Origin of the sequence: Azospirillum sp. TSO35-2 (genome assembly GCF_003116095.1) — a bacterium.
Taxonomy (GTDB): domain Bacteria; phylum Pseudomonadota; class Alphaproteobacteria; order Azospirillales; family Azospirillaceae; genus Azospirillum.
This window is the reverse complement of record NZ_LGRA01000021.1, coordinates 2,593,557-2,615,121: the sequence shown is the minus strand read 5'-3', so window position 1 is coordinate 2,615,121 and position 21,565 is coordinate 2,593,557. Positions and strand designations below refer to the sequence as shown.

At 71.5% G+C, this 21,565-nt stretch carries 20 protein-coding genes; 16 read left to right on the top strand and 4 right to left on the bottom strand.

The window, feature by feature from the left end; all coding sequences use genetic code 11:
* The first annotated feature begins 59 nt into the window (after positions 1-59).
* From TSO352_RS27890 to TSO352_RS27835, 12 genes are all read left to right on the top strand, one after another.
* On the top strand, positions 60-1,322 hold the full coding sequence (locus TSO352_RS27890) for an ABC transporter substrate-binding protein (RefSeq protein ID WP_109110915.1): 1,263 nt from the start codon (positions 60-62) through the stop codon (positions 1,320-1,322).
* 158 nt (positions 1,323-1,480) lie between these two features.
* Positions 1,481-2,347 carry a branched-chain amino acid ABC transporter permease gene (locus TSO352_RS27885; RefSeq protein ID WP_109110314.1) on the top strand — a complete coding sequence of 289 codons (867 nt, stop codon included), beginning with the start codon at positions 1,481-1,483 and terminating at the stop codon, positions 2,345-2,347.
* Positions 2,347-3,375, top strand: a complete 1,029-nt coding sequence (locus tag TSO352_RS27880) for a branched-chain amino acid ABC transporter permease (RefSeq protein WP_109110313.1) — start codon at positions 2,347-2,349, stop codon at positions 3,373-3,375. Before TSO352_RS27885 ends, TSO352_RS27880 begins: the two co-directional genes overlap by 1 nt.
* On the top strand, positions 3,372-4,091 hold the full coding sequence (locus TSO352_RS27875; protein WP_247872473.1) for an ABC transporter ATP-binding protein: 720 nt from the start codon (positions 3,372-3,374) through the stop codon (positions 4,089-4,091). The genes TSO352_RS27880 and TSO352_RS27875 overlap by 4 nt, the downstream gene beginning before the upstream one ends.
* Positions 4,092-4,146: 55 nt before the next feature.
* Positions 4,147-4,866, top strand: a complete 720-nt coding sequence (locus TSO352_RS27870; protein ID WP_199231778.1) for an ABC transporter ATP-binding protein — start codon at positions 4,147-4,149, stop codon at positions 4,864-4,866.
* A gap of 171 nt (positions 4,867-5,037) precedes the next feature.
* Entirely contained in the window at positions 5,038-5,823 is a 786-nt protein-coding gene (locus tag TSO352_RS27865) for a putative hydro-lyase (RefSeq protein WP_109110312.1), read from the top strand.
* A gap of 82 nt (positions 5,824-5,905) precedes the next feature.
* Entirely contained in the window at positions 5,906-6,661 is a 756-nt protein-coding gene (locus TSO352_RS27860) for a transporter substrate-binding domain-containing protein (protein ID WP_109110311.1), read from the top strand.
* Positions 6,662-6,721: 60 nt separating this feature from the next.
* Positions 6,722-7,510: a 5-oxoprolinase subunit PxpB gene (gene pxpB, locus TSO352_RS27855; protein WP_109110310.1), complete on the top strand. Its 789-nt coding sequence runs from the start codon at positions 6,722-6,724 to the stop codon at positions 7,508-7,510.
* The gene (locus tag TSO352_RS27850; protein ID WP_109110309.1) at positions 7,507-8,529 is read left to right on the top strand and encodes a biotin-dependent carboxyltransferase family protein; all 1,023 of its coding nucleotides are present in this window, start codon (positions 7,507-7,509) and stop codon (positions 8,527-8,529) included. The genes pxpB and TSO352_RS27850 overlap by 4 nt, the downstream gene beginning before the upstream one ends.
* A gap of 34 nt (positions 8,530-8,563) precedes the next feature.
* Positions 8,564-10,141, top strand: coding sequence for a HAMP domain-containing methyl-accepting chemotaxis protein (locus tag TSO352_RS27845; RefSeq protein WP_158284637.1), 1,578 nt, complete (start codon positions 8,564-8,566; stop codon positions 10,139-10,141).
* Positions 10,142-10,214: 73 nt separating this feature from the next.
* Positions 10,215-10,982 carry a 5-oxoprolinase subunit PxpA gene (locus tag TSO352_RS27840; protein WP_199231737.1) on the top strand — a complete coding sequence of 256 codons (768 nt, stop codon included), beginning with the start codon at positions 10,215-10,217 and terminating at the stop codon, positions 10,980-10,982.
* A gap of 17 nt (positions 10,983-10,999) precedes the next feature.
* Entirely contained in the window at positions 11,000-11,950 is a 951-nt protein-coding gene (locus TSO352_RS27835; protein WP_348770668.1) for a porin, read from the top strand.
* Positions 11,951-11,954: 4 nt separating this feature from the next.
* Here TSO352_RS27835 and TSO352_RS27830 read toward each other — a convergent pair whose 3' ends face one another.
* The 4 genes from TSO352_RS27830 to TSO352_RS27815 form a co-directional block, all read right to left on the bottom strand.
* Entirely contained in the window at positions 11,955-13,118 is a 1,164-nt protein-coding gene (locus TSO352_RS27830; RefSeq protein WP_247872470.1) for a cysteine desulfurase family protein, read from the bottom strand.
* 47 nt (positions 13,119-13,165) lie between these two features.
* A complete protein-coding gene (locus tag TSO352_RS27825) occupies positions 13,166-14,527 on the bottom strand; it encodes a sorbosone dehydrogenase family protein (protein ID WP_109110305.1) in 1,362 nt (453 codons plus the stop codon).
* Positions 14,528-14,626: 99 nt separating this feature from the next.
* Positions 14,627-14,884, bottom strand: a complete 258-nt coding sequence (locus TSO352_RS27820; protein WP_109110304.1) for a hypothetical protein — start codon at positions 14,882-14,884, stop codon at positions 14,627-14,629.
* 165 nt (positions 14,885-15,049) lie between these two features.
* Positions 15,050-17,218: a glycosyltransferase family 41 protein gene (locus TSO352_RS27815; protein WP_109110303.1), complete on the bottom strand. Its 2,169-nt coding sequence runs from the start codon at positions 17,216-17,218 to the stop codon at positions 15,050-15,052.
* A 131-nt stretch (positions 17,219-17,349) separates the two neighbouring features.
* Here TSO352_RS27815 and lptF point away from each other — a divergent pair, with 131 nt between their 5' ends.
* The 4 genes from lptF to TSO352_RS27795 all read left to right on the top strand — a co-directional run bounded on the left by lptF (position 17,350) and on the right by TSO352_RS27795 (position 21,500).
* Positions 17,350-18,519, top strand: coding sequence for an LPS export ABC transporter permease LptF (gene lptF, locus TSO352_RS27810; protein ID WP_247872469.1), 1,170 nt, complete (start codon positions 17,350-17,352; stop codon positions 18,517-18,519).
* Positions 18,516-19,553, top strand: coding sequence for a glycosyltransferase family 9 protein (locus TSO352_RS27805; protein WP_109110302.1), 1,038 nt, complete (start codon positions 18,516-18,518; stop codon positions 19,551-19,553). The genes lptF and TSO352_RS27805 overlap by 4 nt, the downstream gene beginning before the upstream one ends.
* Positions 19,554-19,623: 70 nt before the next feature.
* On the top strand, positions 19,624-20,154 hold the full coding sequence (locus tag TSO352_RS27800) for a flagellar biosynthesis regulator FlaF (protein WP_109110301.1): 531 nt from the start codon (positions 19,624-19,626) through the stop codon (positions 20,152-20,154).
* A gap of 536 nt (positions 20,155-20,690) precedes the next feature.
* A complete protein-coding gene (locus tag TSO352_RS27795) occupies positions 20,691-21,500 on the top strand; it encodes a YMGG-like glycine zipper-containing protein (protein ID WP_109110300.1) in 810 nt (269 codons plus the stop codon).
* Positions 21,501-21,565 lie beyond the last annotated feature (65 nt).

The following is a 21,565-nucleotide window of genomic DNA, read 5'->3' as shown; positions in this document are numbered from 1 at the left end:
CGGCCACGGCCCCTGTGCGCCGACAACTCACCCGCCAGATGCCGGTCCGGCGCCGGACGATGACCCGCATGATCGCCGCGGCGGCCCTGCTGGCGACCACCGCGCTGGGCGGCCTGACCGCTGGCGCCGCCCGTGCCGAGGACGAGATCCGCATCGGCGTGATCTACCCGCTGACCGGTGCCGCCGCCTCCACCGGCGTGGAGCTGAAGGCCGCGGCCGAGCTGGCCGCCGCCATCGTCAACAAGGAGATCCCGGCGCCGGCCGGCCTGGTCGCCGGCGTCGGCATGCCGCACCTGAAGGGCGCCAAGATCAAGCTGATCTTCGGCGACCACCAGGGCAACCCGCAGGTCGGCTCGACCGAGGCGGAACGGCTGATCACCAGCGAGAAGGTGTCGGCGCTCGCCGGGGCCTATTTCTCCAACGTCACCGCCACCGCCAGCCAGGTCGCCGAACGCTATGGCGTGCCGTTCCTGAACGGCGAGTCCTCGTCGGCGACGCTGACCCAGCGCAAGTTCAAATGGTTCTTCCGCACCACCCCGCACGACGACCTGTTCGTCACCAACTTCTTCACCTTCCTTGAGGATATGGAGAAGAAGACCGGCGACAACCTGCGCGGCATCGGCCTGTTCAACGAGAACACGCTGTGGGGCAACGAGACGACCAAGCTGCAGACCAAGCTGGCCGAGGAGCGCAAGTTCACCATCGCCGAGAAGATCGTCTACCCGGCCAAGACGACGCAGATGACGTCGGAGGTGCAGCGGCTGAAGGCCGCCAACCCGGCCGTCATCATGCAATCCAGCTACCTCGGCGACGCCATCCTGTCGATGAAGACCTACAAGGAATTGGGCTTCCTGCCGAAGATGCTGCTGGCCAACGACGCCGGCTTCAACGACAGCGAATTCCTCAAGACCATGGGCAAGGATGGCGAGGACATCATCAGCCGCGAGGTCTGGGCGCTGGACCAGGCCGACCGCAACCCGCTGATCCGCCAGGTCAACGACCTGATGCGCGAGCGGTCGGGCGTGAACTTCAACGGCAACTCGGCCCGCGCCTTCACCGCCATCGCCGTGCTGGCCGACGCCATCGACCGCGCCGGCTCGACCCAGCCGGACGCCATCCGCAAGGCGCTGCAGGAGACCGACATTCCCGCCGCCGGGCTGATCATGCCGTGGAAGGGCGTCAAGTTCGACGCCAACGGCCAGAACGAGCTGGGCCAGGGCATCATCGTGCAGGTCCAGAACGGCCAGTATGTGACGGTGTGGCCGTTCGACGTGGCGACCAAGCCGGTCGTCTACCCGATGCCCGCCTGGGACGGCCGCTGAGCGTCTGAACGTCCCACGTGGGGGTTTTCCCCCTCTCCCGGGGCTCTCGGCGGATCTTCGATCCGCCTGACGCCGTCAGCGCAAACTGCGTTTGCGCGAGAGGCGGGAGAGGGCGTCATCACCCTCCGGCCCACCCTGTTGCCAAAGGGGGCGCGGCAATGACCGCCGACATTCTCATCCAAGTGCTCGTCTCGGGCCTGCTGATCGGGCTGATCTACGCCCTGGTCGCCGTCGGCCTGACGCTGATCTTCGGCGTGATGGACATCGTCAACTTCGCCCACGGCGAATTCCTGATGCTGGGCATGTACGCCAGCTTCTGGGCCTTCGCCCTGTTCGCCATCGATCCCATCATCGCGCTGCCGATGACCGCGCTGCTGCTGTTCGCCGTCGGCGTCATCGTCTACCAGACCGTCATCCGCCGCATCCTGAAGGCGCCGATGCTGTCGCAGATCTTCGCGACCTTCGGCCTGATGATCCTGCTGCGCGGTCTGGCGCAGTTCTTCTGGAAGCCCGACCACCGGCTGATCTCCAACAGCCTGATCAGCGGCAATATCGCGCTGGGGCCGGTGCAGTTCGGCCTGCCGCAGTTCGTCGCGGCGCTGGGCGCGGTCGGGGTGACGGGGGCCTTGTGGCTGTTCCTGCACCGCACCCGCCTGGGCACCGCGCTGGAGGCGACCGCCATCGACCGCGAGGCCGCCACCCTGATGGGCATCGACGGGCAGAAGATGTTCGCGCTGGCCTGGGGCATCGGCGCCGCCTGCGCCGGTCTGGCCGGCGGGCTGATCGCCACCTTCTTCCCGATCTTCCCGGAGGTGGGATCGAACTTCATCCTGATCGCCTTCGTGGTGGTGGTGCTGGGCGGCTTCGGCAGCATCACCGGCGCCTTCCTGGCCGGCATCATCGTCGGCCTGATCGAGGTGCTGGGCGGCTTCCTGATCGGCCCGGAATACAAGACCGCCATCGTGCTGTCGCTGCTGCTGATCGTCCTGCTGGTGCGCCCGCGGGGCCTGTTGGGGAAAGCCTGATGACGACCGGAACCATGACGCAATCGCGCAAGGCCATCGGGGCGGTCGCCCTGCTCGCCCTGGCCGCCGTCCTGCCGCTGGCGGTCACCGAACCGTCGCAGCAGAACTTCCTGATCCTGATCCTGATGGGCGCCCAGATGGGCGTGGCCTGGAACATCGTCGGCGGCTACGCCGGTCAGGTTTCGCTGGGCCATGCGGTGTTCTACGGCATCGGCGCCTACACCTCGACCATGCTGCTGGTGTCGCTCGGCATCAGCCCGTGGATCGGCGCGGTGGCCGGCGGGCTGGTGGCGGCGCTGTTCGCGCTGGCCATGGGCTGGCCCTGCTTCCGGCTGAAGGGGCATTATTTCGCCATGGCGACCATCGCGGTGGCGGAGATCATGCAGATCCTGGTGACCAACAGCGACCTTCTGGAGGGCGCCGTCGGACTCACCCTGCCGATGGACCGCAGCGGCTGGGGCGCGCTGATCTTCCTGGCCAAGCTGCCCTACTATTACCTGATCCTCGGCCTGCTGGTGCTGACGGTGGCGGTCGCCTGGGCGATCGAGCGCAGCCACATCGGCTATTATTTCCGCGCCATCAAGGACGAGCCGGAAGCGGCCCGCGCGCTGGGCGTCAGCCTGACCCGCTACAAGCTGATCGCGCTGTCGGTGTCGGCCTTCCTGACCGCGCTGGGTGGCAGCTTCTACGCCCAGAAGGAGATGTTCATCGACCCCGGTTCGGTCTTCGCCACCACCGTGTCGATCAAGATCGCGCTGATCGCCATCCTGGGCGGGGTCGGCACGCTGCTGGGGCCCGTGCTGGGCGCGGTGATCCTGATCACCATCGAGGAGTACAGCCGCACCCTGTTCGGCAGCACCGGGTCCGGCACTGACATGATCATCTACGCCGCCATGATCATCCTGGTCGCCGTCTTCAGCCCGTCCGGCGTGCTGGGGCTGCTGTCCGATCTGCGTCGCCATATCGGTCGCCGTCTGCCGGGCGGAACGAAGACGGCCAAGGCCGACAAGCTGGAGGTCCGCCCGTGAACACCGCCCCCCTGCTGGCCGTGGACGGCCTGGGCAAGGCCTTCGACGGCCTGATCGCCAACCGCGACATCAGCTTCATCATCCACCACGGCGAGATCGTCGGGCTGATCGGCCCGAACGGCGCCGGCAAGACCACCCTGTTCAACTGCCTCGCCGGCTTCCACACGCCGACCAGCGGCCGCATCGCCTTCGAGGGGCGCGACATCACCGGCTCCACCCCGGAAGCGGCGGCGGCGCTCGGCATCGCCCGCACCTTCCAGATCGTCCGCGTCTTCCAGTCGATGACGGCGCGGGAGAACGTGATGGTCGGCGCCATGCTGCGCAACAAGCGGGTGGCCGAGGCACGGGAGCGGGCGGAGCAGGAGCTGGAGTTCGTCGGCCTGACCCACCGCGCCGACACCCCCGCGTCCGACCTGACGGTGTCGGAGCAGAAGCGGCTGGAGGTCGCCCGCGCGCTCGCCACCGAGCCCAAGCTGATCCTGCTGGACGAGGTGATGGCCGGGCTGAACCCGACCGAGGTGCGCGAGGCGTCGCAACTGGTCCACCGCATCCACCTGCGCGGCATCGCCAGCATCATCGTCGAGCATGTGATGGAGGGCATCATGCCGATCGCCCACCGCATGCTGGTGCTGGATTATGGTGCCAAGATCGCCGACGGCACCCCGGCGGAGATCGCCGAAAACCCGGCGGTCATCGCCGCCTACCTGGGGGAGTGAGACCATGCTCCAACCGACCCTGTCCGAACCGGTGCGTTCGGTGCCGGTGCCGTCGATGTCGGCGGAACCGATGCTGCAGGTCCGCAACATCCAGTCCAGCTACCGCCGCGTCCCCGCCATCCGCGACGTCAGCCTGTCGCTGAACCGCGGGGAGATCGTCGCCATCGTCGGCGGCAACGGCAACGGCAAGTCGACCACGCTGCGCGCCATCGCTGGGCTGAACGTGCTCGACGGCGGCTCCATCACGCTGAAGGGGCAGGAACTGTCGAATGTCCCGGCGCACGAGCGGGTCAAGCGCGGGCTGGTGTTGGTGCCGGAAGGCCGCCGCCTGTTCCCCCGCCTGACGGTGGAGCAGAATTTGATGCTGGGCGGCTTCACCACCAGCGATGCGGCGAAACGCGAGCAAACGCTCCAATTCGCCTACGACACCTTCACCGTGCTGGGCGACCGCCGCCGCCAGCAGGCCGGCACCCTGTCGGGTGGCGAGCAGCAGATGCTGGCGATGTGCCGCGGCCTGATGAGCCAGCCCGACCTCTTGATGCTGGACGAACCGTCCTGGGGCGTCGCGCCCAAGCTGGTGACCCGCATCTTCGAGACCATCCAGCTGATCCGCCAGCGCGGCATCACCGTGCTGCTGGTCGAACAGAACGTCCACCGCGCGCTGGAGATCGCCGACCGCGGCTATGTCATCCAGACCGGCCGCGTCGTGATGGAAGGGTCCGGCCAGGACCTGCTCGGCAACGACGAGGTGCGGCAGGCGTATTTGGGCATGTGAGGGCCTTCCGCCCGGTTGCCCCCTCCCTAACCCTCCCCCTCTTCGAGGTGGAGGGGACTGCCGCCGCTTCGCAGAAGGCGCCCTCTCCCGCGAGAGCGGGGGAGGGTTGAGGTGGGGGCAATGCGAAGCCAAAGCTGTTCCACGAAACATTCGAACCCCGGATCCCCACCCATGACCACCCCCCTCTCCGCCGCCGCCGAACGCCTGCGCATCCGCAGCGGTGCCCACGCCGGCCCGACCGCCGGGCTCGCCCGCGGCCATGTCCAGGCCAACCTCGCCATCCTGCCGGCCGACTGGGCCGGCGACTTCCTGCGCTTCTGCCAGGCCAACCCGAAGGCCTGCCCGCTGCTGGCGGTGTCGGAGGTCGGCGATCCGGCGCTGCCCACGCTCGGCGCCGGCATCGACATCCGCACCGACGTGCCGCGCTACCGCGTCTATCGCGACGGCGTGCTGACCGACAGCCCGACCGACGTCACCGCCCTGTGGCGCGACGACTTCGTGTCCTTCCTGATCGGCTGCTCCTTCTCGTTCGAGGAGGCGTTGCTGGCCGACGGCGTGCCGGTGCGCCACATCGCGCTGGACCGCAACGTGCCGATGTACGAGACGACGATCCCCTGCGTGTCGGCCGGCCGCTTCGAAGGCACGATGGTGGTGTCGATGCGGCCGATGGTGCCGAAGGACGCCATCCGCGCCATCCAGATCACCTCGCGCTTCCCGTCGGTGCACGGCGCGCCGGTGCATTTCGGCGACCCGGCGGCCATCGGCATCCGTGACATCGCCGCCCCCGAACATGGCGACGCCGTGCCGGTGGAGCCCGGCGAGGTGCCGGTGTTCTGGGCCTGCGGGGTGACGCCACAGGTCGCGATCCGCAACGCCCGCCCGCCGATCGCCATCACCCACAGCCCCGGCGCCATGCTGATCACCGACCTGTTGAACACGCATCTGTCGGTGCTGTAGCCGCCCGCCTCTTCCGTCCGCCCGTTCGTTCCCGGCCGCCCCGCAAGACCCCGTCCTGCGGGCATGAGAGGAGATTTGCCCCGTGCCCAGCACGCTGAAGACCATTCTGCTCGCCAGCGGACTGCTCGCCACCGCCGGATTGCCGGCCGCCGCCGCCGACCTCAAGATGGTGGCGCTCAGCTTTCCGCCGCTGATCTACGACGACGGCGGCAAGCCCGCCGGCATCGCCTACGACATCGTGACCGAAGCGATGGCGGCGGCGGGCCACAGCGTGTCGGTCGAGATCATGCCGTGGGCCCGCGCGCTCGACACCGTGCGGGAGGGCAAGGCCGACGCCGTCTTCACCGCCTACAAGACGCCGGAGCGCGAGCAGTTCCTGACCTACTCCACCCAGGTGCTGGTGCCGCAGGTGGTGTCGCTGTTCGTCGCCAAGGACAGCCCGGTCCGCTTCGACGGCGACCTCGCCAAGCTGGCCGGCCACCGGTTCGGCGTCGTCAACCAGATCAGCTACGGCCCGATCATCGACGACGCGGTCAAGACCGGAATCCTGCCGGCGGTGGAGAAGTCGAACGACAGCGACAGCAACGTGAAGAAGCTGCTGTCCGGCCGGTTCGAGGTGATGCCGAGCAACCGCTACGTCGCCCAGTATTTCCTGAAGCAGGCCGGCGCGCTGGACCGGGTGACGGAACTGACGCCGGCGGTGCAGGACATCCCCAGCTACATAGCCTTTACCAAGGCGCGCGACACGACCAAGCTGCGCGATGACTTCGACGCCGGCGTCGCGGCGATGAAGGCCAGCGGCGCCTACCAGCGGGTGCTGGACAAGTACGCCCGCTGATCACGGCGCCGGCCCGATCCGTCGGACCGGCGTTCCACCCCGACAGCCTTGGGACCATCCATGAGCGTGACCCCTCCGTCGCCATTCGTCCCGCCGGCCGTCCCGCCGCCCATCCTGCGGGCCGCCGGCGACAGCGCCCTGATCGTGGAACTCGGCGACGGCATCGAGCCGGCCCTGAACGACGCCGTCCACCGGCTGGACCGCCGCATCGCCGACGCCGGCCTGCCCGGCATCGTTGAGACGGTACCCACATACCGCTCGATCCTGGTGCAGTTCGACCCGGCGCTGACCGGCGCCGACGCGCTGGGCGGCGCGCTGCTGGACCTTGCCGCCGGTCTCGGCGCGGCGGCGGCGGAACCGGCGCTGCGCTGGATCGTGCCGGTCTGCTTCGGCGGTGCCCATGGCGAGGATCTGGACGAGGTGGCCCGGCGCAGCGGCCTGACGGCGGCGGAGGTGGTCGCGCTGCACTGCGCCGCCGACTACCGCGTCTACATGCTGGGCTTCTCGCCGGGCTTCGCCTATCTGGGCGGCCTGCCGGCGGTGCTGCACCAGCCGCGGCGCGAGAATCCGCGGATGGTGACGCCGGCCGGCAGCGTCATGCAGGGCGGTGAGCAGGCCGCCATCTCGCCGATCGCCATGCCCAGCGGCTGGCATCTGCTGGGGCGGACGCCGGCCCGCACCTTCGACCTGCGGCGCGAGCCGCCCTTCCTGCTGGCGCCGGGCGACCGCATCCGCTTCACCGCGATCTCCGCCGCCGAGTATGACCGGCTGGAGGCGCTGCCCGGCTTCGTCCCGGACAGCGAGACCATCGCCGCCGACCGCGGGGCCGACCAGGGAGCCGTCGCATGACCGCGCATCTCCGCATCGTCGCGGCCGGCCCCAGTTCCACGGTGCAGGACCGCGGCCGGATCGGCTACCAGCGCTACGGCGTGTCGGTCGCCGGGGCGGCCGATCCGCTGCTGCACGCCGCCGCCAACGCGCTGGTCGGCAACCCGGCGGCGGAGGGGGCGGTCGAGTTCACCCTGGCCGGCGACAGCCTGACGGCGGAGGGCGGGCCGGTGCGCGTCGCCGTCGCCGCCGACGCCGCCCTGGCGGTGGATGGCGAGCCGGTGCCGTCCTGGACCAGCCTGCGCCTGCGCGACGGCCAGACCCTGACCATCGGCCCGTTGCGCAACGGCACGCGCGGCTATTGGGCGGTGGAGGGCGGCTTTGCGCTGCGCCCGGTGCTGGGCAGCGTCGCCACCCATGTGCGCAGCCGGCTGGGCGGGCTGGACGGCGGGACGCTGAAGGCCGGCGACCGGCTGCCGCTGCGCCTCGACCGGGCGGCGGACCGCGGGGAGCAGCGGCTCGACCCGTCGCTGCTGCCGGCGCGGGGCGGCACGGTGCGGGTGATGCTGGGGCCGCAGCAGGACTATTTCACCCCCCGGGGCATCGCCGCCTTCCTGGAGGAGGCGTTCACCGTCAGCCATGAGGCCGACCGCATGGGCTGCCGGCTGAACGGCCCGGCGATCGAGCACGCCCGCGGCTTCAACATCACCTCCGACGGCATTCCGCTGGGGGCGATCCAGGTGCCGGGCACCGGGCGGCCGATCGTGCTGCTGGCCGACCGCCAGACCACCGGCGGCTATCCCAAGATCGCCTGCGTGATCGGGCCGGACATCGGCGGCTTCGCGCAGATGCGGCCGGGCGACCCGGTGCGCTTCCGCGCCGTCGACGCCGCCGAGGCCGGGCGGATCGGCGCGCGCCACCGCGCGGTGTTGGCCGGCCTGCCGGGGCTGCTGCGGTCGGCCGGCGGCTTCGCGCTGACCGACAGCGCCCGGCTGCTCAGCTTCAACCTGATCGGCGGCGCCATCACCGGGTGGGACTGACGATGCCCGTCCGGCGACCAGTGGGGGAATGGACATGATGGTGCAGCTTGTGGGCCGGACCCTGGCGCTCCGGGTGGTCTGGCCGATCGCGCTGATGGTGACGGTGATCGCCTGGACGGCGATCGCCGCGGTGGTCGCCATGAACCGGGACGACGCCCGCGTCGCGCTGGAGGACCGCGCCGCGGTGACGGTGCGCGTCATCGCCGGCGGCCTGGCCGAACCGCTGTGGAACGTCGACCAGGAGTCCGCCGCGGCGCAGCTCGCCGCGCTGGCCAACGACCCCGATTACGTCGGCAGCCGGGTGCTCGACCCCAAGGGCGCGGTGTTCACCGCCAGCGGCGACGTGTCGGCGGCCGATCCGGCCACCCTGGTCCGTCGCGCCGACATCCTGCGCAGCGCCGGCAGCCGCACCGACCGGCTGGGCGCGGTGGAGATCCACCTGTCGCCGCGCCGGGCCGAGCGCCAGGCGTGGGAGCGGGCGTGGCGGCTGGCCGGTTGCGGCCTTGCGGCGCTGCTGGCGCTGTGCGGCGCGCTGTTCCTGATCGTGCGCCGGGCGACGCGGCCGATCGTCCGGCTGACCGCCGTGATGACCCGGCTGGCGGGTGGTGAAAGCGAGGTCGGGGTGCCGTCGCTGGAGCGTCGCGACGAGATCGGCCGGATGGCCGCGGCCGTCCAGGTGTTCAAGGAGCAGGGCGCGGCCAAGCAGCGGCTGGAGGCCGGGCAGGTGGAGCTGCACCGCCGCGCCGAGACGGAGCGCCGCGCCGCCATCGCCAGCGTCGCCGATGACTTCGAGCGTCAGGTCGGCAGCGTCCTGTCGGAGGTCGCCGACACCGCCGGGGCGATGGGCGACGCCACCCGCACCCTGTCGGACATGGCGGAACGCAACGGCCACGCCAGCCGGCAGGCGGCGGTCAACGCCGCGTCGGTCAACGGTTCCGTCGAGGGCATGGCGGCGGCGGTGGACGAGCTGGCGGCGTCGATCCGCGAGATCTCGGCCCAGGCCCAGCACGCGCAATCGATCGCCGGCGAGGCGTCGCACCGGGCGACCAGCGCCACCGGTCAGGTCACCGGGCTGGTGCAGGCGGCCGACCGCGTGTCGGCGGTGGTGACGCTGATCAACGCCATCGCCAAGCAGACCAACCTGCTGGCGCTGAACGCCACCATCGAGGCGGCGCGGGCGGGCGAGGCCGGCAAGGGCTTCGCCGTGGTGGCCGGCGAGGTCAAGGCGCTGGCGACCCAGACCGCCAAGGCGACCGAGGACATCGAGACCCAAGTCCGGGCGATCCAGGACTCCACCGGTCTGGCCGCCGGCGAGATCGTCGAGATCACCCGCGTCGTCCACGCGTTGAGCGAGACCAGCGCCTCGATCGCCGCGGCGGTCGAGCAGCAGGACGCCGCCACCGGCGCGATCAGCCGCGGCGTGGCCGAGGCGGCCCAGGGCGTGCGCGCCCTGCTGGGCGAGGTGAACGCGACGACCGGCACGGCGGAGCGGACCGGCGACGCCTCCCGCCAACTGGATGGGGCGGCGGGCTCCCTCGCACTCCAGATGGGCGCGATGCGGACCCAGGTTGCCGGCTTCATCCGCTCTCTGCGACAGTCGGATCCGGTGTGAACGGAATGATCCGGGGGCGCTGCCCACCCGGAAGCAAAACCCGTCCGGCGCCGTCCGGACATCAGGAGCGGGAATGACCATGCCGACCATCGATCTGAACTGCGACATGGGGGAGGGGTACGGCGCCTGGACGATGGGCGACGACCGGGCGATGCTGGACATCGTCACCTCCGCCAACATCGCCTGCGGCTTCCACGCCGGCGACCCGACCATCATGGCGGACACCGCCAAGCTGGCGGGGGAGAAGGGGGTGCGGATCGGCGCCCATCCCGGTTTCGAGGACCGCGCCGGCTTCGGCCGCCGCAGCATCCGCGGCATCGGCGCCACCGAGGTGGAGCGGCTGGTCGCCTACCAGATCGGCGCGCTCCAGGCCTGCGCCGCGCTGTCGGGGCAGCGCGTCACCCATGTGAAGCCGCACGGCGCGCTCTACAACATGGCGGCGGTCGAGGCCGATCTGGCCGGGGCCATCGCCCGCGCGGTCAAGGCGGTCGACCCGGCGCTGCTGTTCGTCGTGCCGCCGCTGAGCGCGATGGAGCGGGCCGGCGAGGCGGTCGGCCTGCGGGTCGGGCGCGAAGCCTTCGCCGACCGCAGCTATGAGGACGACGGCAGCCTGACCCCGCGCAGCATCGCTGGCTCGGTCATCCACGACCCCGACCTTGCCGCGGCGCGGGTGGTGCGGATGGTGCTGGACGGCGCGGTGGAAAGCCGCCACGGCACCCGCCTGCCGATCGTCGCCGACACCATCTGCGTCCACGGCGACACCCCGACGGCGGTCGCCATGGCCGCCGCGGTCCGCCGCGCGCTGGAACAGGCCGGGGTGACGGTGCGCGCCCTGGTGTGACGGCCGAAACACCCTGAATGTCCTCCCCTGGGGCGGGTTCGCGTAATGAGCGAACCCGCCCAATTTTTTGCGCCGCAACGAACAAAGGACAGGCCACATTTTTGTCCGATTTTTCGACGAACATCTTTCAAATGCGAAAGGATAGACAGCAGCGGGATCGACGGAGCGGACAGTCGAACCCTGACAAAACAGCGCGGGTCTTACCGATGAAACGACATATCACCATGCCATGTCTGGCAGCGATGGCGGTCTTTTCGGCCGGTGGGGCATCCGCGGATATTCTCTACAATCAGGCTGGTGTTTCCAATCAAAAGCATTTCTTGGCCGTCGACGGCTCTTGGGGTGAGTTGGAGATCGGGCAGACCGACGGCGCCCGCAGCCGGCTGGTGGCGCCCGGCGCCCAGCCGCTGACCGCGGCGGGCGGCCGCACGGCGAAGCTGACCTATTACACGCCGATGCTGCGCGGGTTCGAGATCGGGGCCAGCTACACCCCGCTGCCGCGCGGCAACGGCGAAGTGCCCGACCCGCGCGAGGCGCTTCACATGGTCGAGGCGGCGGTGCGCCAGACCACCCGCGTCGGCGGCGTGAGCGCCCGTCTGACCGCCGGCACCAGCCGGGCGCGGGTGCGCGACTGGTCCCGGCGCCTGCCGCGCGAATCCTGGATCGTCGGCACGCAACTGGCGTGGCGCAGCGTGACCCTGGACGGCGACCTGCGCCGGCAGGAGGAGGCCGACGGCGTGTCGGTCCGCAGCTGGAACGCCGCCGTCGCCTACGCCCGCGGCGCCATGACCCTGTCGCTCCGCCTGCGCCGCGCCGCGCCGGACGGGGCGGCGCCGACCGACCGGTACCTTGCGGACCTGTCCTACCAGGTCACCCCGCGCTGGGAGCTGGTCGCCGACACCAATCTGGAAACCGGCCCGGAGTCGGCCGGGGCGGTGATGAAGCTCGGCGCGCGCATGACGTTCTGAAGCCTCATCCACCGAGGACGGCGATCAGCCGGGCCGCCGCGGCGTCGACCTCCGCGGCGGTGGTGTCGCGGCCAAGGCCGAAGCGCAGGGTGGCGTGCGCGTCGGCGGCGCTGCGCCCCATCGCCAGCAGGACATGCGACGGCTCCCCGGCGCCACTGTGGCAGGCGGAGCCGGTGGCGGCTGCGAGGTCGGGCAGTTCCAGCAGGCGGTCGGCGGCGTCGATGCCGGGAAGGGTCACGTTCAGGCAGCCGGCCAAGCCGTCCGCCGCACCGTTGCGCCGGATCGTCGGCAGCCCGTCCCGCAGCCGCTGCCACAGCCTGTCGCGCAACTTATGAATGCGGTCGGTGTCGGACTCCCGCCGCTCCCGCACCAGCCGGCAGGCGGTGCCCAGCCCGACGCACAGCGGTGTCGGCAGCGTGCCCGGACGGCGCCCGCGCTGCTGGCCGCCGCCGGGGGAGAGCGGCGCCGGTCGGAAGGGTGGGCGGGCGACCAGCGCGCCGATGCCCATCGGCCCGTACATCTTGTGCCCCGACAGGCTGAGCCCGTGGAGGCCGAGCGCCGCCATGTCGATTGGCCCCATGGCGATTGGCCGGGTGGTCAGCGCCTGCACCGCGTCGCTGTGCATCAGGGCGCCGTGGCGCCGGGCGATCTCGGCCAGTTCGGCGAGGGGCTGGACCGTCCCGACCTCGTTGTTGGCGGCCATCACCGACAGCAGCGCCGGCGTGCCGTCCAGGGACGCCAGCGCCCGCTCCGCCGCGGCCGGATCGACCCGGCCGTCGCCGTCGACCGGCAGCACCGTCACCGGATGGCCGCGCCGCCGCAACTCCGGCAGGCAGCCCAGCACGCTGGCGTGCTCCACCGCCGAGACGACGCAGGCGCCCTCCGGCGGCAGGCTTCCCAGCAGGGCCAGGGTGTTGGCCTCGGTGGCGCCGGCGGTGAAGACGACCTCGCCGGGCTGGGCGCCGACCAGCGTGGCGACCTCGGCCCGCGCCCGCTCGATGGCGTCGGCGGCGCGCCAGCCGGCGGCGTGGGCGGCGTGCGGGTTGCCGGCCGCGTCCGGCCGCATCCAGGGCAGCATCGCCTCCAGCACCAGCGGGTCGAGCGGCGTCGAGGCCAGATGGTCGAGGTAGATCATGGCGGGCCGGCGGCTGAGGGGCGACGGGCTCACAGTATCGCCCCAACCGCGGCGGAAGGGGAGTGGTCTCCGCCCCTTCGTCACTCCGTCGGGCTGGGCCGTTCCGCCGACTGGGCGGCGGCGCCGCCGCTGAGGCGCCAGACCGTGTTGCCGACGTCGTCGGCGACCAGCAGGGCGCCGTTGCGGTCCAGGGTGACGCCGACCGGGCGGCCCTGCGCCTTGCCGTCCTTGTCGAGGAAGCCGGTCAGCACGTCGACCGGCGGGCCGGAGGGCATGCCGTTCTGGAAGGGCACGAAGATCACCTTGTAGCCGCTGCGCGGTTCGCGGTTCCACGAGCCGTGCTGGCCGATGAAGGCGCCGTGGCTGAGCGACGGCGGCAGGTTGCCCGGCCGCGAGAAGGTCAGGCCGAGCGACGCGGTGTGCGGCCCCAGCGCGTAGTCGGGCGGGATCGCCTTGGCCACCAAGTCGGGGCGCTGCGGCTCGACCCGCTTGTCGACATGCTGGCCGTAATAGCTGTAGGGCCAGCCGTAAAAGCCGCCATCCTTGACCGAGGTCATGTAGTCGGGGACGAGGTCGCTGCCGATCTCGTCGCGTTCGTTGACGGCGGCCCACAGGGCGCCGCTGTCGGGCTCCCACCCCAGGCCGTTGGGGTTGCGCAGGCCCGACGCGAAGATGCGGTGGGCGCCGGTCTTCAGGTCGATCTCCCAGATGGCGGCGCGGCCTTCTTCGGCCGCCATGCCGTTCTCGGCGACGTTGCTGTTCGAGCCGACGGTGGCGTAGAGCTTCGAGCCGTCGCGGCTGGCGATGATGTTCTTGGTCCAATGGTGGTTGATCGGCCCGGCGGGCAGGTCGACCACCTTGACCGGGGCGGCGGTGACCTTGGTGTCGCCCTCGTGGTAGGGCACCTTCACCACCGCGTCGCTGTCGGCGATGTAGAGGTCGTTGCCGACCAGCGCCATGCCGAAGGGCGAGTTCAACCCCTCGATGAAGGGCGTGCGGCTGTCGGCCTTGCCGTCGCCGTCGGTGTCGCGCAGCAGGGTGATGCGGTTGGCGCTGGGCGTCTTGGCGCCGGCCTTGTCCATCACCAGCCCCATGATCCAGCCCTTGATGCCCTTGCCGTCCTCCGGCTTGGGCGGGGCGTTGGTCTCCGCCACCAGGATGTCGCCGTTGGGCAGGGCCAGCAGCCAGCGCGGGTGGTCGAGCCCGCCGGCGAAGGCGGTCAGGGTCAACCCCTCGGCCGGGACCGGCTGGGCGCCCTGCGGCCAGCCGACGGCGTCGGCGATGTTGACCGTCGGGATCAGCGAGGAGCGTGGCTCCGGCAGGGTCGGGCTCGGGCCGGTGCCGGCCGACACCGGCAGCTTCGCCTCGTCGCCGCAGGCGGTGAGGGTGAGCGCGGCCACCGCCGCGGACAGGGTGAGGGCAAGGGCGTGAGGGCTGCGCATGCGCCGGGATCCCGCATTGGTCGGCAGTGGGGTACTGCCCACGCTCAACGGTGGCGGCGTCGGGTTTGTTCCAATCGGATGGGGGGATGGCGGGGAATGCTACAGCGCGCGCAGCGCGTTGCCCGGCTGGTCGCGCACGCAGAGGCCGGGGCCGCAGCTGCGGCAACTGCGGCAGCACAGGTCGTCCAGGTCGACCGCCACCCCGTGGGCGTTCAGCACGCTCTGCGCGTAGACGGTGTAGAGCCGGGCCAGGACCGACGCGCCGTCGCGGGCCGTGGCCTCCCCGCGCGCCCGCGCCGCGCCGATCGCCTGTTCAACCTCGAGGATCGCGCGACGTATCGCCGCCGGATCAACCATCGATGCTCTCCGGCCAGAGGGGGCTCCGGGGTTCGTTTCGATCCGCCGGATGGTTTGATCATGGCGACAATTTAGATCGGTTACAATCTGTGATGCGTTACAACTCTGTCATGGCGGCGGCGACGCGAACCGGATGGCCCGCCCACCACCCGTTGCAACCGCCGCTCACGACGGCGCGCACAGCGCCCGCAGTTCGGCCGCCAGCGCCGCGGCCAGCCGGTGCCCGTCGCACAGCGGCCCGCCGGCCATGCGGCTCCGCAGCGTCCGTCGCAACTCGGCCAGTCCCGGACGGTCGTTCGCCCAGGCGACGGCGCGCTCCACATAGTCGGCGGCGTCGGCGGCGACGCAGCCCTCGACCCCGGCGACGCTCAGGAAGGCCAGCGAATGGCGGCTGGAGAAGGTGTCGCCCGGCAGGGTGATCACCGGCACGCCCATCCACAGCGTTTCCAGCGTCGTCGTGCTGCCGGCGAAGGGGAAGGGGTCGAGCGCGACGTCGACCGAGGCGCACCAGCGCATGTGGTCCAGGCTGGAGCTGGCGCCGACCATCGTCACCCGTTCCGGCGCGATGCCGGCGGCGGCCAGCCGGCCGCGCCACAGGGCGGCGGTCGCCGGGCAGGACAGCGCCTTGGTCTTCATCAGCAGCGTGGCGTCCGGCAGCCGGGCAAGGATCGCCGCCCACGCCGCCAGCACCGTGTCGTTCAGCTTGGTCAGGATGTTGAACGACCCGAAGACCACCGGCTGCCCCGACAGGCAGGGCGGCGGCGTCAGCGGCAGCGCGTCGTCGCCGCCGGGCGGGTCGTAGGCGATGAAGGCGTCGGGCATGCGCAACACCCGCTCGGCGTAGAAGACCTCCAGGCCGGGCGGCACATGGTGGCGGTCGGCGACCAGCGCGTCCATCGCGGCCAGCCCGGTGGTCGCCATGTAGCCCGACCACGCCACCTGCACCGGCGCCGGCTTGCGCGCGAACACCCCCGGCCGGCCGCGGGCGTTGTGCCCGGCCAGATCGATCAGCAGGTCGGGCCGGTCGTGGCGGATGCGCGCCGCCACCTCCGCGTCCGGCAGGCCGGCGACCGGGGTCCAGCGTGCCGCCGCCCGCTGGAACCGGGCGGTCACGTCGTCGGCGTCGGCCTCGGTCTGGTTGGCGTAGAGCAGCAGGCGGACGTCGTGCTCCGGCAGGGCCTCCACCGTGCGGACGGCGAACAGGCCGGCGGGGTGGCGGCGGAAGTCGCCGGACAGGATCGCCACCGTCAGCGGAGATTTTGGTGAAGTCTTCGGCGGCTTGGCCCAGCGCCCGCGGTGCGGCGCGCCATGGACGGCGTCCCACTCCCGGTGCGCCGCCAGCACCGCCGCCGGCGTCACCCCCGGCCGGAACAGCAGCAGATAGGCGAGGTTGGAGCGCACCTCGGCCAGCGCCGGGTCGAGCGCCAGGGCCCGGCGGTTGCCGGCCTCCGCCGGGTCGAGCAGCCCCTGGATCTGGCGGACCAGCGCCAGGTTGGCGTGCGCCGCCGCTAGCGCCGGGTCCCAGGCGAGGGCGGCGGCGTAGGCCGCGGCGGCGTCGCCCAGCCGGTTGTCCTGCTGCCGCAGCTCGCCCAGCCGCAGCAGGGCGTCGGCCAGATCGGGCCGGGCGGCGACGGCGCGCCGCGCTGCCCGCTCCGCCGCGGTCCCGTCGCCCAGCGACCGCAGCGCCGCCGCGCGGTTGGCCAGCGCCGGGGCGTGGTCGGGCCGCAGCGCCAGCGCGCGGGCCAGCGCCGCCGCGGCGTCGGCCGGGCGGCCCAGCGCCAGTAGCAGGGCGCCGCGGTTGGCGTGCGCCTCGACGAAGCCGGGATCGTCGGCGATAGCGGCGCGGTAGGCGTCGTCGGCCTCCGCCCGGCGGTCGAGCGCGGCCAGCGCGTTGCCCAGGTTGAAGCGCGCCCGGGCGTAGCCCGGCCGTCGCGCCGCCGCCTGGCGGAAGGCGGTCACCGCCTCCTCCAGCCGGCCGAGCGCCTCCAGCGCGTTGCCGAGGTTGTAGAGCGCCTGGGCGAAGTCCGGCCGCAGCCGCAGCGCCTGCCGGTGGGCGGCCACCGCCTCGTCGAGCCGGCCGAGCGCCTTCAGCGCGCTGCCCAGGTTGTCGTGATAGTCGGCGACCCGGTGGCTGGCCTGGATTGCGGTGCGGATCAGCGCCGCCGCCCGTTCCGGCTGGCCGGACTGGAGATGGACGACCCCCAGCAGATGGGCGGCGTCGGCGTGGCCGGGGGCGGCGTCGAGCACGGCGTGGTAAAGCGCCGCGGCCTCGGCCAGCCGGCCGGCCTGATGATGCGCCAGCGCTGCGGTCAGCGCGTCCTGGATCGTCGCCATGACCTTCGTCTTACCGGCTGGCCGCGGCGGACGCCAGCGCTTTCCCCACCCCGTGTTTCCGCCCCCGGTTTTCAACACTTGACCCGGCGGGCCGGGGCGGTCAGCTTGCGGCCCGAGCATAGCCCCGGCCGATGTCCATGAACCGACTGCAACGGTACCTGTTCCGCAACCTGCTGATCGCCACCCTCTACTCGACGGCCGGCCTGACGCTGACCATCTGGCTCAGCCAGTCGCTGCGCCTGATCGAGATCGTGGTCAGCGCCGGCGCGCCGATGGGCATGTTCCTGTGGCTGCTGCTGCTGACCGTGCCGACCTTCCTCGGCATCGTGCTGCCGCTGGCGCTGGTCGGCGCCATCCTGTTCACCTACAACAAGATGGCGACCGACAGCGAACTGGTGGTGATGCGCGCCGCCGGCGTCGGCCCCTTCTCGCTGTCGACGCCGGCCATCGTCATGGCGCTGGGGGTGATGGTCGTCGTCTACGCGCTGAACATCTGGATCACCCCGGCCGCCCACCGCGAGCTGGTGCGCATGGAATACACCGTGCGCAGCGACTATTCGCAGCTGTTCCTGCGCGAGGGCGTGTTCAACGAGGTCGGCGACCGCTTCAGCGTCTTCCTGCGCGACCGCGACGCCGACGGCAACCTGCACAAGGTGCTGATCCACGACGGCCGCCAGCCCGACAAGCCGGTGACCATCATGGGCGACCGCGCGGTGATGCAGACCGGGCCGGACGGCACCCGCTTCGTCGTCTATGACGGCAACCGGCAGGAGCTGGACCGCAAGACCAACCGGCTGTCGCAGCTGTATTTCGAACGCTACGCCGTCGATCTGAAGGCGGTGGCGCCGCAGGCGGCCGAACGCTGGCCCGACGCGCGCGAACGCTCGACGGCCGAACTGATGGCGGGCGGCGTCCCGGCGCAGGACGACCGCATGCGCCGCGGCCTGATCGCCGAGCTGCACCACCGCTTCTCCTCGCCGCTGCTGGCGCTGAGCTACGCCCTGGTGGCGCTGGCGGCGCTGCTGTCGGGCGAGTTCAACCGCCGCGGCCAGTCCTCGCGCGTCACCATCGCCGTGCTGCTGGTGATGGGGCTGCAGGCCGGGGCGCTGGGGCTGACCAGCCTCGCCGGCAAGGCGACGGTCTTCGTGCCGCTGATGTACGCGATGCCGCTGGCCGCGCTGCTGCCGGCGCTGTGGGTGATGTCGCGCGGGCTGACCCTGAAGGGCGGACGTCGGCGCGGCGGCACCGGTGGATCCGCGGCCGCGGGCGAGGCCGGCGCCGCCGCGGACGGCGTGTCGTGAGCCGCATCCTCTTCATCACCTCCAACCGGCTGGGCGACGCGGTGCTGGCGACCGGGCTGCTCGACCACCTGACGACCGCCTGGCCGGGCGCGCGGCTGACCATCGCCTGCGGACCGCTGCCGGCCCCGCTGTTCCGCGCGGTGCCGGGGCTGGAGCGGCTGATCCCGCTGCCGAAGCGGTCCTACGCCCGCCATTGGCTCGGGCTGTGGCTGGACTGCGTGACGACGCGCTGGGATCTGGTGGTCGACCTGCGCAACTCGGCGGTCGGGCGGCTGGTGCCGGCGCGGCGCCGCGCCTTCCACGCCAAGGCGGCGCAGCCGATGCACAAGGTGGAGGAGAACGCGGCGGTGCTGGGCCTGTCGCCGCCGCCGGCACCGCGGCTGTGGATCGACGCCGCCGCGCGGGCGGAGGCCGACGCCCTGATCCCGGCCGGCACCGGGCCGTTCCTGGCGATCGGGCCGACCGCCAACTGGCAGGGCAAGGAATGGCCGGCCGACCGTTTCGCCCGGCTGGCGCTGCGGCTGACCGGGGCGGGCGGGCCACTCGACGGCGCGCGGGTCGCGGTGCTGGCGGCCGGGCCGGAGCGCGAGCGGGCGCGGCCGGTGCTCGACGCGCTGGGGCCGCGCGCCATCGACCTGACCGGCCGCACCGATCCGATGGCCGCCGCCGCCTGCCTGGAGCGGGCGGCGCTCTATGTCGGCAACGACAGCGGCCTGATGCACATCGCCGCCGCCGCCGGGGTGCCGACCATCGGCCTGTTCGGCCCCGGCTATCCGGAGATCTACGGCCCGTGGGGCCCGCGTGGCCGGGTGGTCACCGGCAGCGTCCCGCGCGACGAGCTGCTGCGCCGCGTCGCCGCCGACGGCCAGGCCCGCGGCCTGATGGACGGTATCACGGAGGATAATGTTGCGGCGGTGGCCGCCGCCCTGCTGGCGGACCGATCCGAAGGGGGTAACCCGTGTGACCAGTTTGCGGCAACGCCCCCGGGAAGCGGTCGGGCTACCCCCGTTGCGTTGACAAAGCCGGTTGGATGATCAACACTTCGGCAGCAACGTAAGGGGCAAACGTGCCCCGATCGGATGGGTTTTCCCCCGAGGTTTTGGAATGAAGCCGACACCCACCTACGCCAACAAGCCGACCTCGGACAATCCGCGCGACGTCGAGGCCTGGGCCCTGGCGGAGGCGGCGCGCCGCATCATCGCCGCCAGCCATGCCAAGGACCAGACCGCCTTCCGCGAGGCGTTGCAACTGAACCAGCGCCTGTGGACCATCTTCCAGGCGGCGATCACGGAAGAGGATTGCGGACACCCGCAGGAGGTGCGGACCAACATCGCCGCCCTGTCGCTGCTGGTCGACCGCGAAACCACCGCCCGCCTGATCGACCTCGATTTCTCCAAGACGGAAACGCTGGTCAACATCAACCGCAACGTCGCCAGCGGCCTGACCGCCCAGGGCGAGTTCGTCGCCGCCCAGCAGGCGGCGCAGGCCCCGGCCCCGGCTCCCGCTGTCGCGGCGGCTCCCCCGGCCGGCCCAGCCGGATTGCGCCCGGCCGCCGCGATGCCGCCGCGCCCGATGACCCCCCCGGCCGCCGACGCGCCGCCGGTCAACCGGGAATCGCTGCGCATCTCGATCTGACCGGACCACCCCCGTTTCGAAAGGCCGGCGTTCCGCAACGACGCCGGCCTTTCCGCGTTTGGACGCCGGCCGGCTCCGGTCGCTGGGCCCGGCTGGCCTCGGCTTCCATTGGCAACCTGAGATTTTGCGTTCCGGGCCAGAGTTGCCCGGCTGCGACGCTGCACGCGTCATCTCCCGCCCGCCGGTCGAGTGATGGTATCGAAGCGTGCCGGTAATGCTCGCCGGGCGCGCTATGACCGCCTATGCCATGGTCATGTTTGGCGAATATATCTATCCGGAAAACACTATGAGGCGTCGCGCGCCGCCGCCCGTTACTAAGCGCCCACTGCGCCGTGACTGGGCTGCGCGCAGCGGTAATCCATAAAAGGCCGCACGAATTGGTAGTAATGTCCCCTTCCTCTGCCGTGATTGCTGTGGCACGGTTGCGATTGAAACCCGATGCCGCTGATCGCTTTCGCCGCTGTGGGGGCGCCGCCATGCGATCGGGCCGGGTCGAAGCGAGACACCAAAAGATGAAAAACACGGGAATCAAGGTTATGAGAACCAACCGCGCCAAGGCCGGCTTCGTCGCCGTCACCATTCTCGCCATGGCCGTAAGCGGCTGCGTCACCACCCAGCAGGATCGAATCGGCGCCAACGACGGCAGCGACGCCTGCTACCAGTACCGGGTGGCGCTCGATTCGACCGGCAACTATTACGCCGAGGACATGCTGAAGGGCGCCGCCATCGGCGCCGGCGCCGGTGCGCTGACCGGCGCGCTGGCCGGCGGCAACCTGAAGAGCGCGCTGATCGGCGCCGCGGCGGGGGCCGCGGTGGGCACGCTGGGCGGCTACTGGAACTCGCGCATGCAGCAGGGCCGTGATCAGGCGATCCTGGGCGTGATGAACGACCTCGACACCGAGAACAAGAACCTGGACCGCACCCAGGTGGCGCTGGACCAGCTGGTCAACTGCCGCCGGGCCGAGATCGCCCGCGTCAAGGCCGACTACCGCGCCAACCGCCTCGGCAAGCCGGAGGCGGAGCAGCGTCTGGCGCTGATCCGCGGCCAGTTGGACAAGGACTACGCCATCGCCAGCAGCATCAACCAGAACATCGTCAAGCGCCGCGACGAGTATCTGGTCGCCGCCGACAACATCGAGCCGGGCTCCGCCCAGAAGATCCGCAGCAACGCCGTGACCGCCAAGCCGGCGCCGACCAAGAAGAAGGCCAAGGCGACCACCACCGCCAGCACCAACCCGGTCGTCGCCCGCACCAACACCGCCTTCGAAACCTCGGAGCGGATCAACGCCTCGACCAACGCCATCCAGCAGATGGCGCAGAAGGAAGCCGCCCTCGACGCCGTCTGACCGGCGGTTTTCCGAACGTCTCCGGCGCCGCGCGTTCCAGCGGCGCCGGACGAAACAGTGCAAGC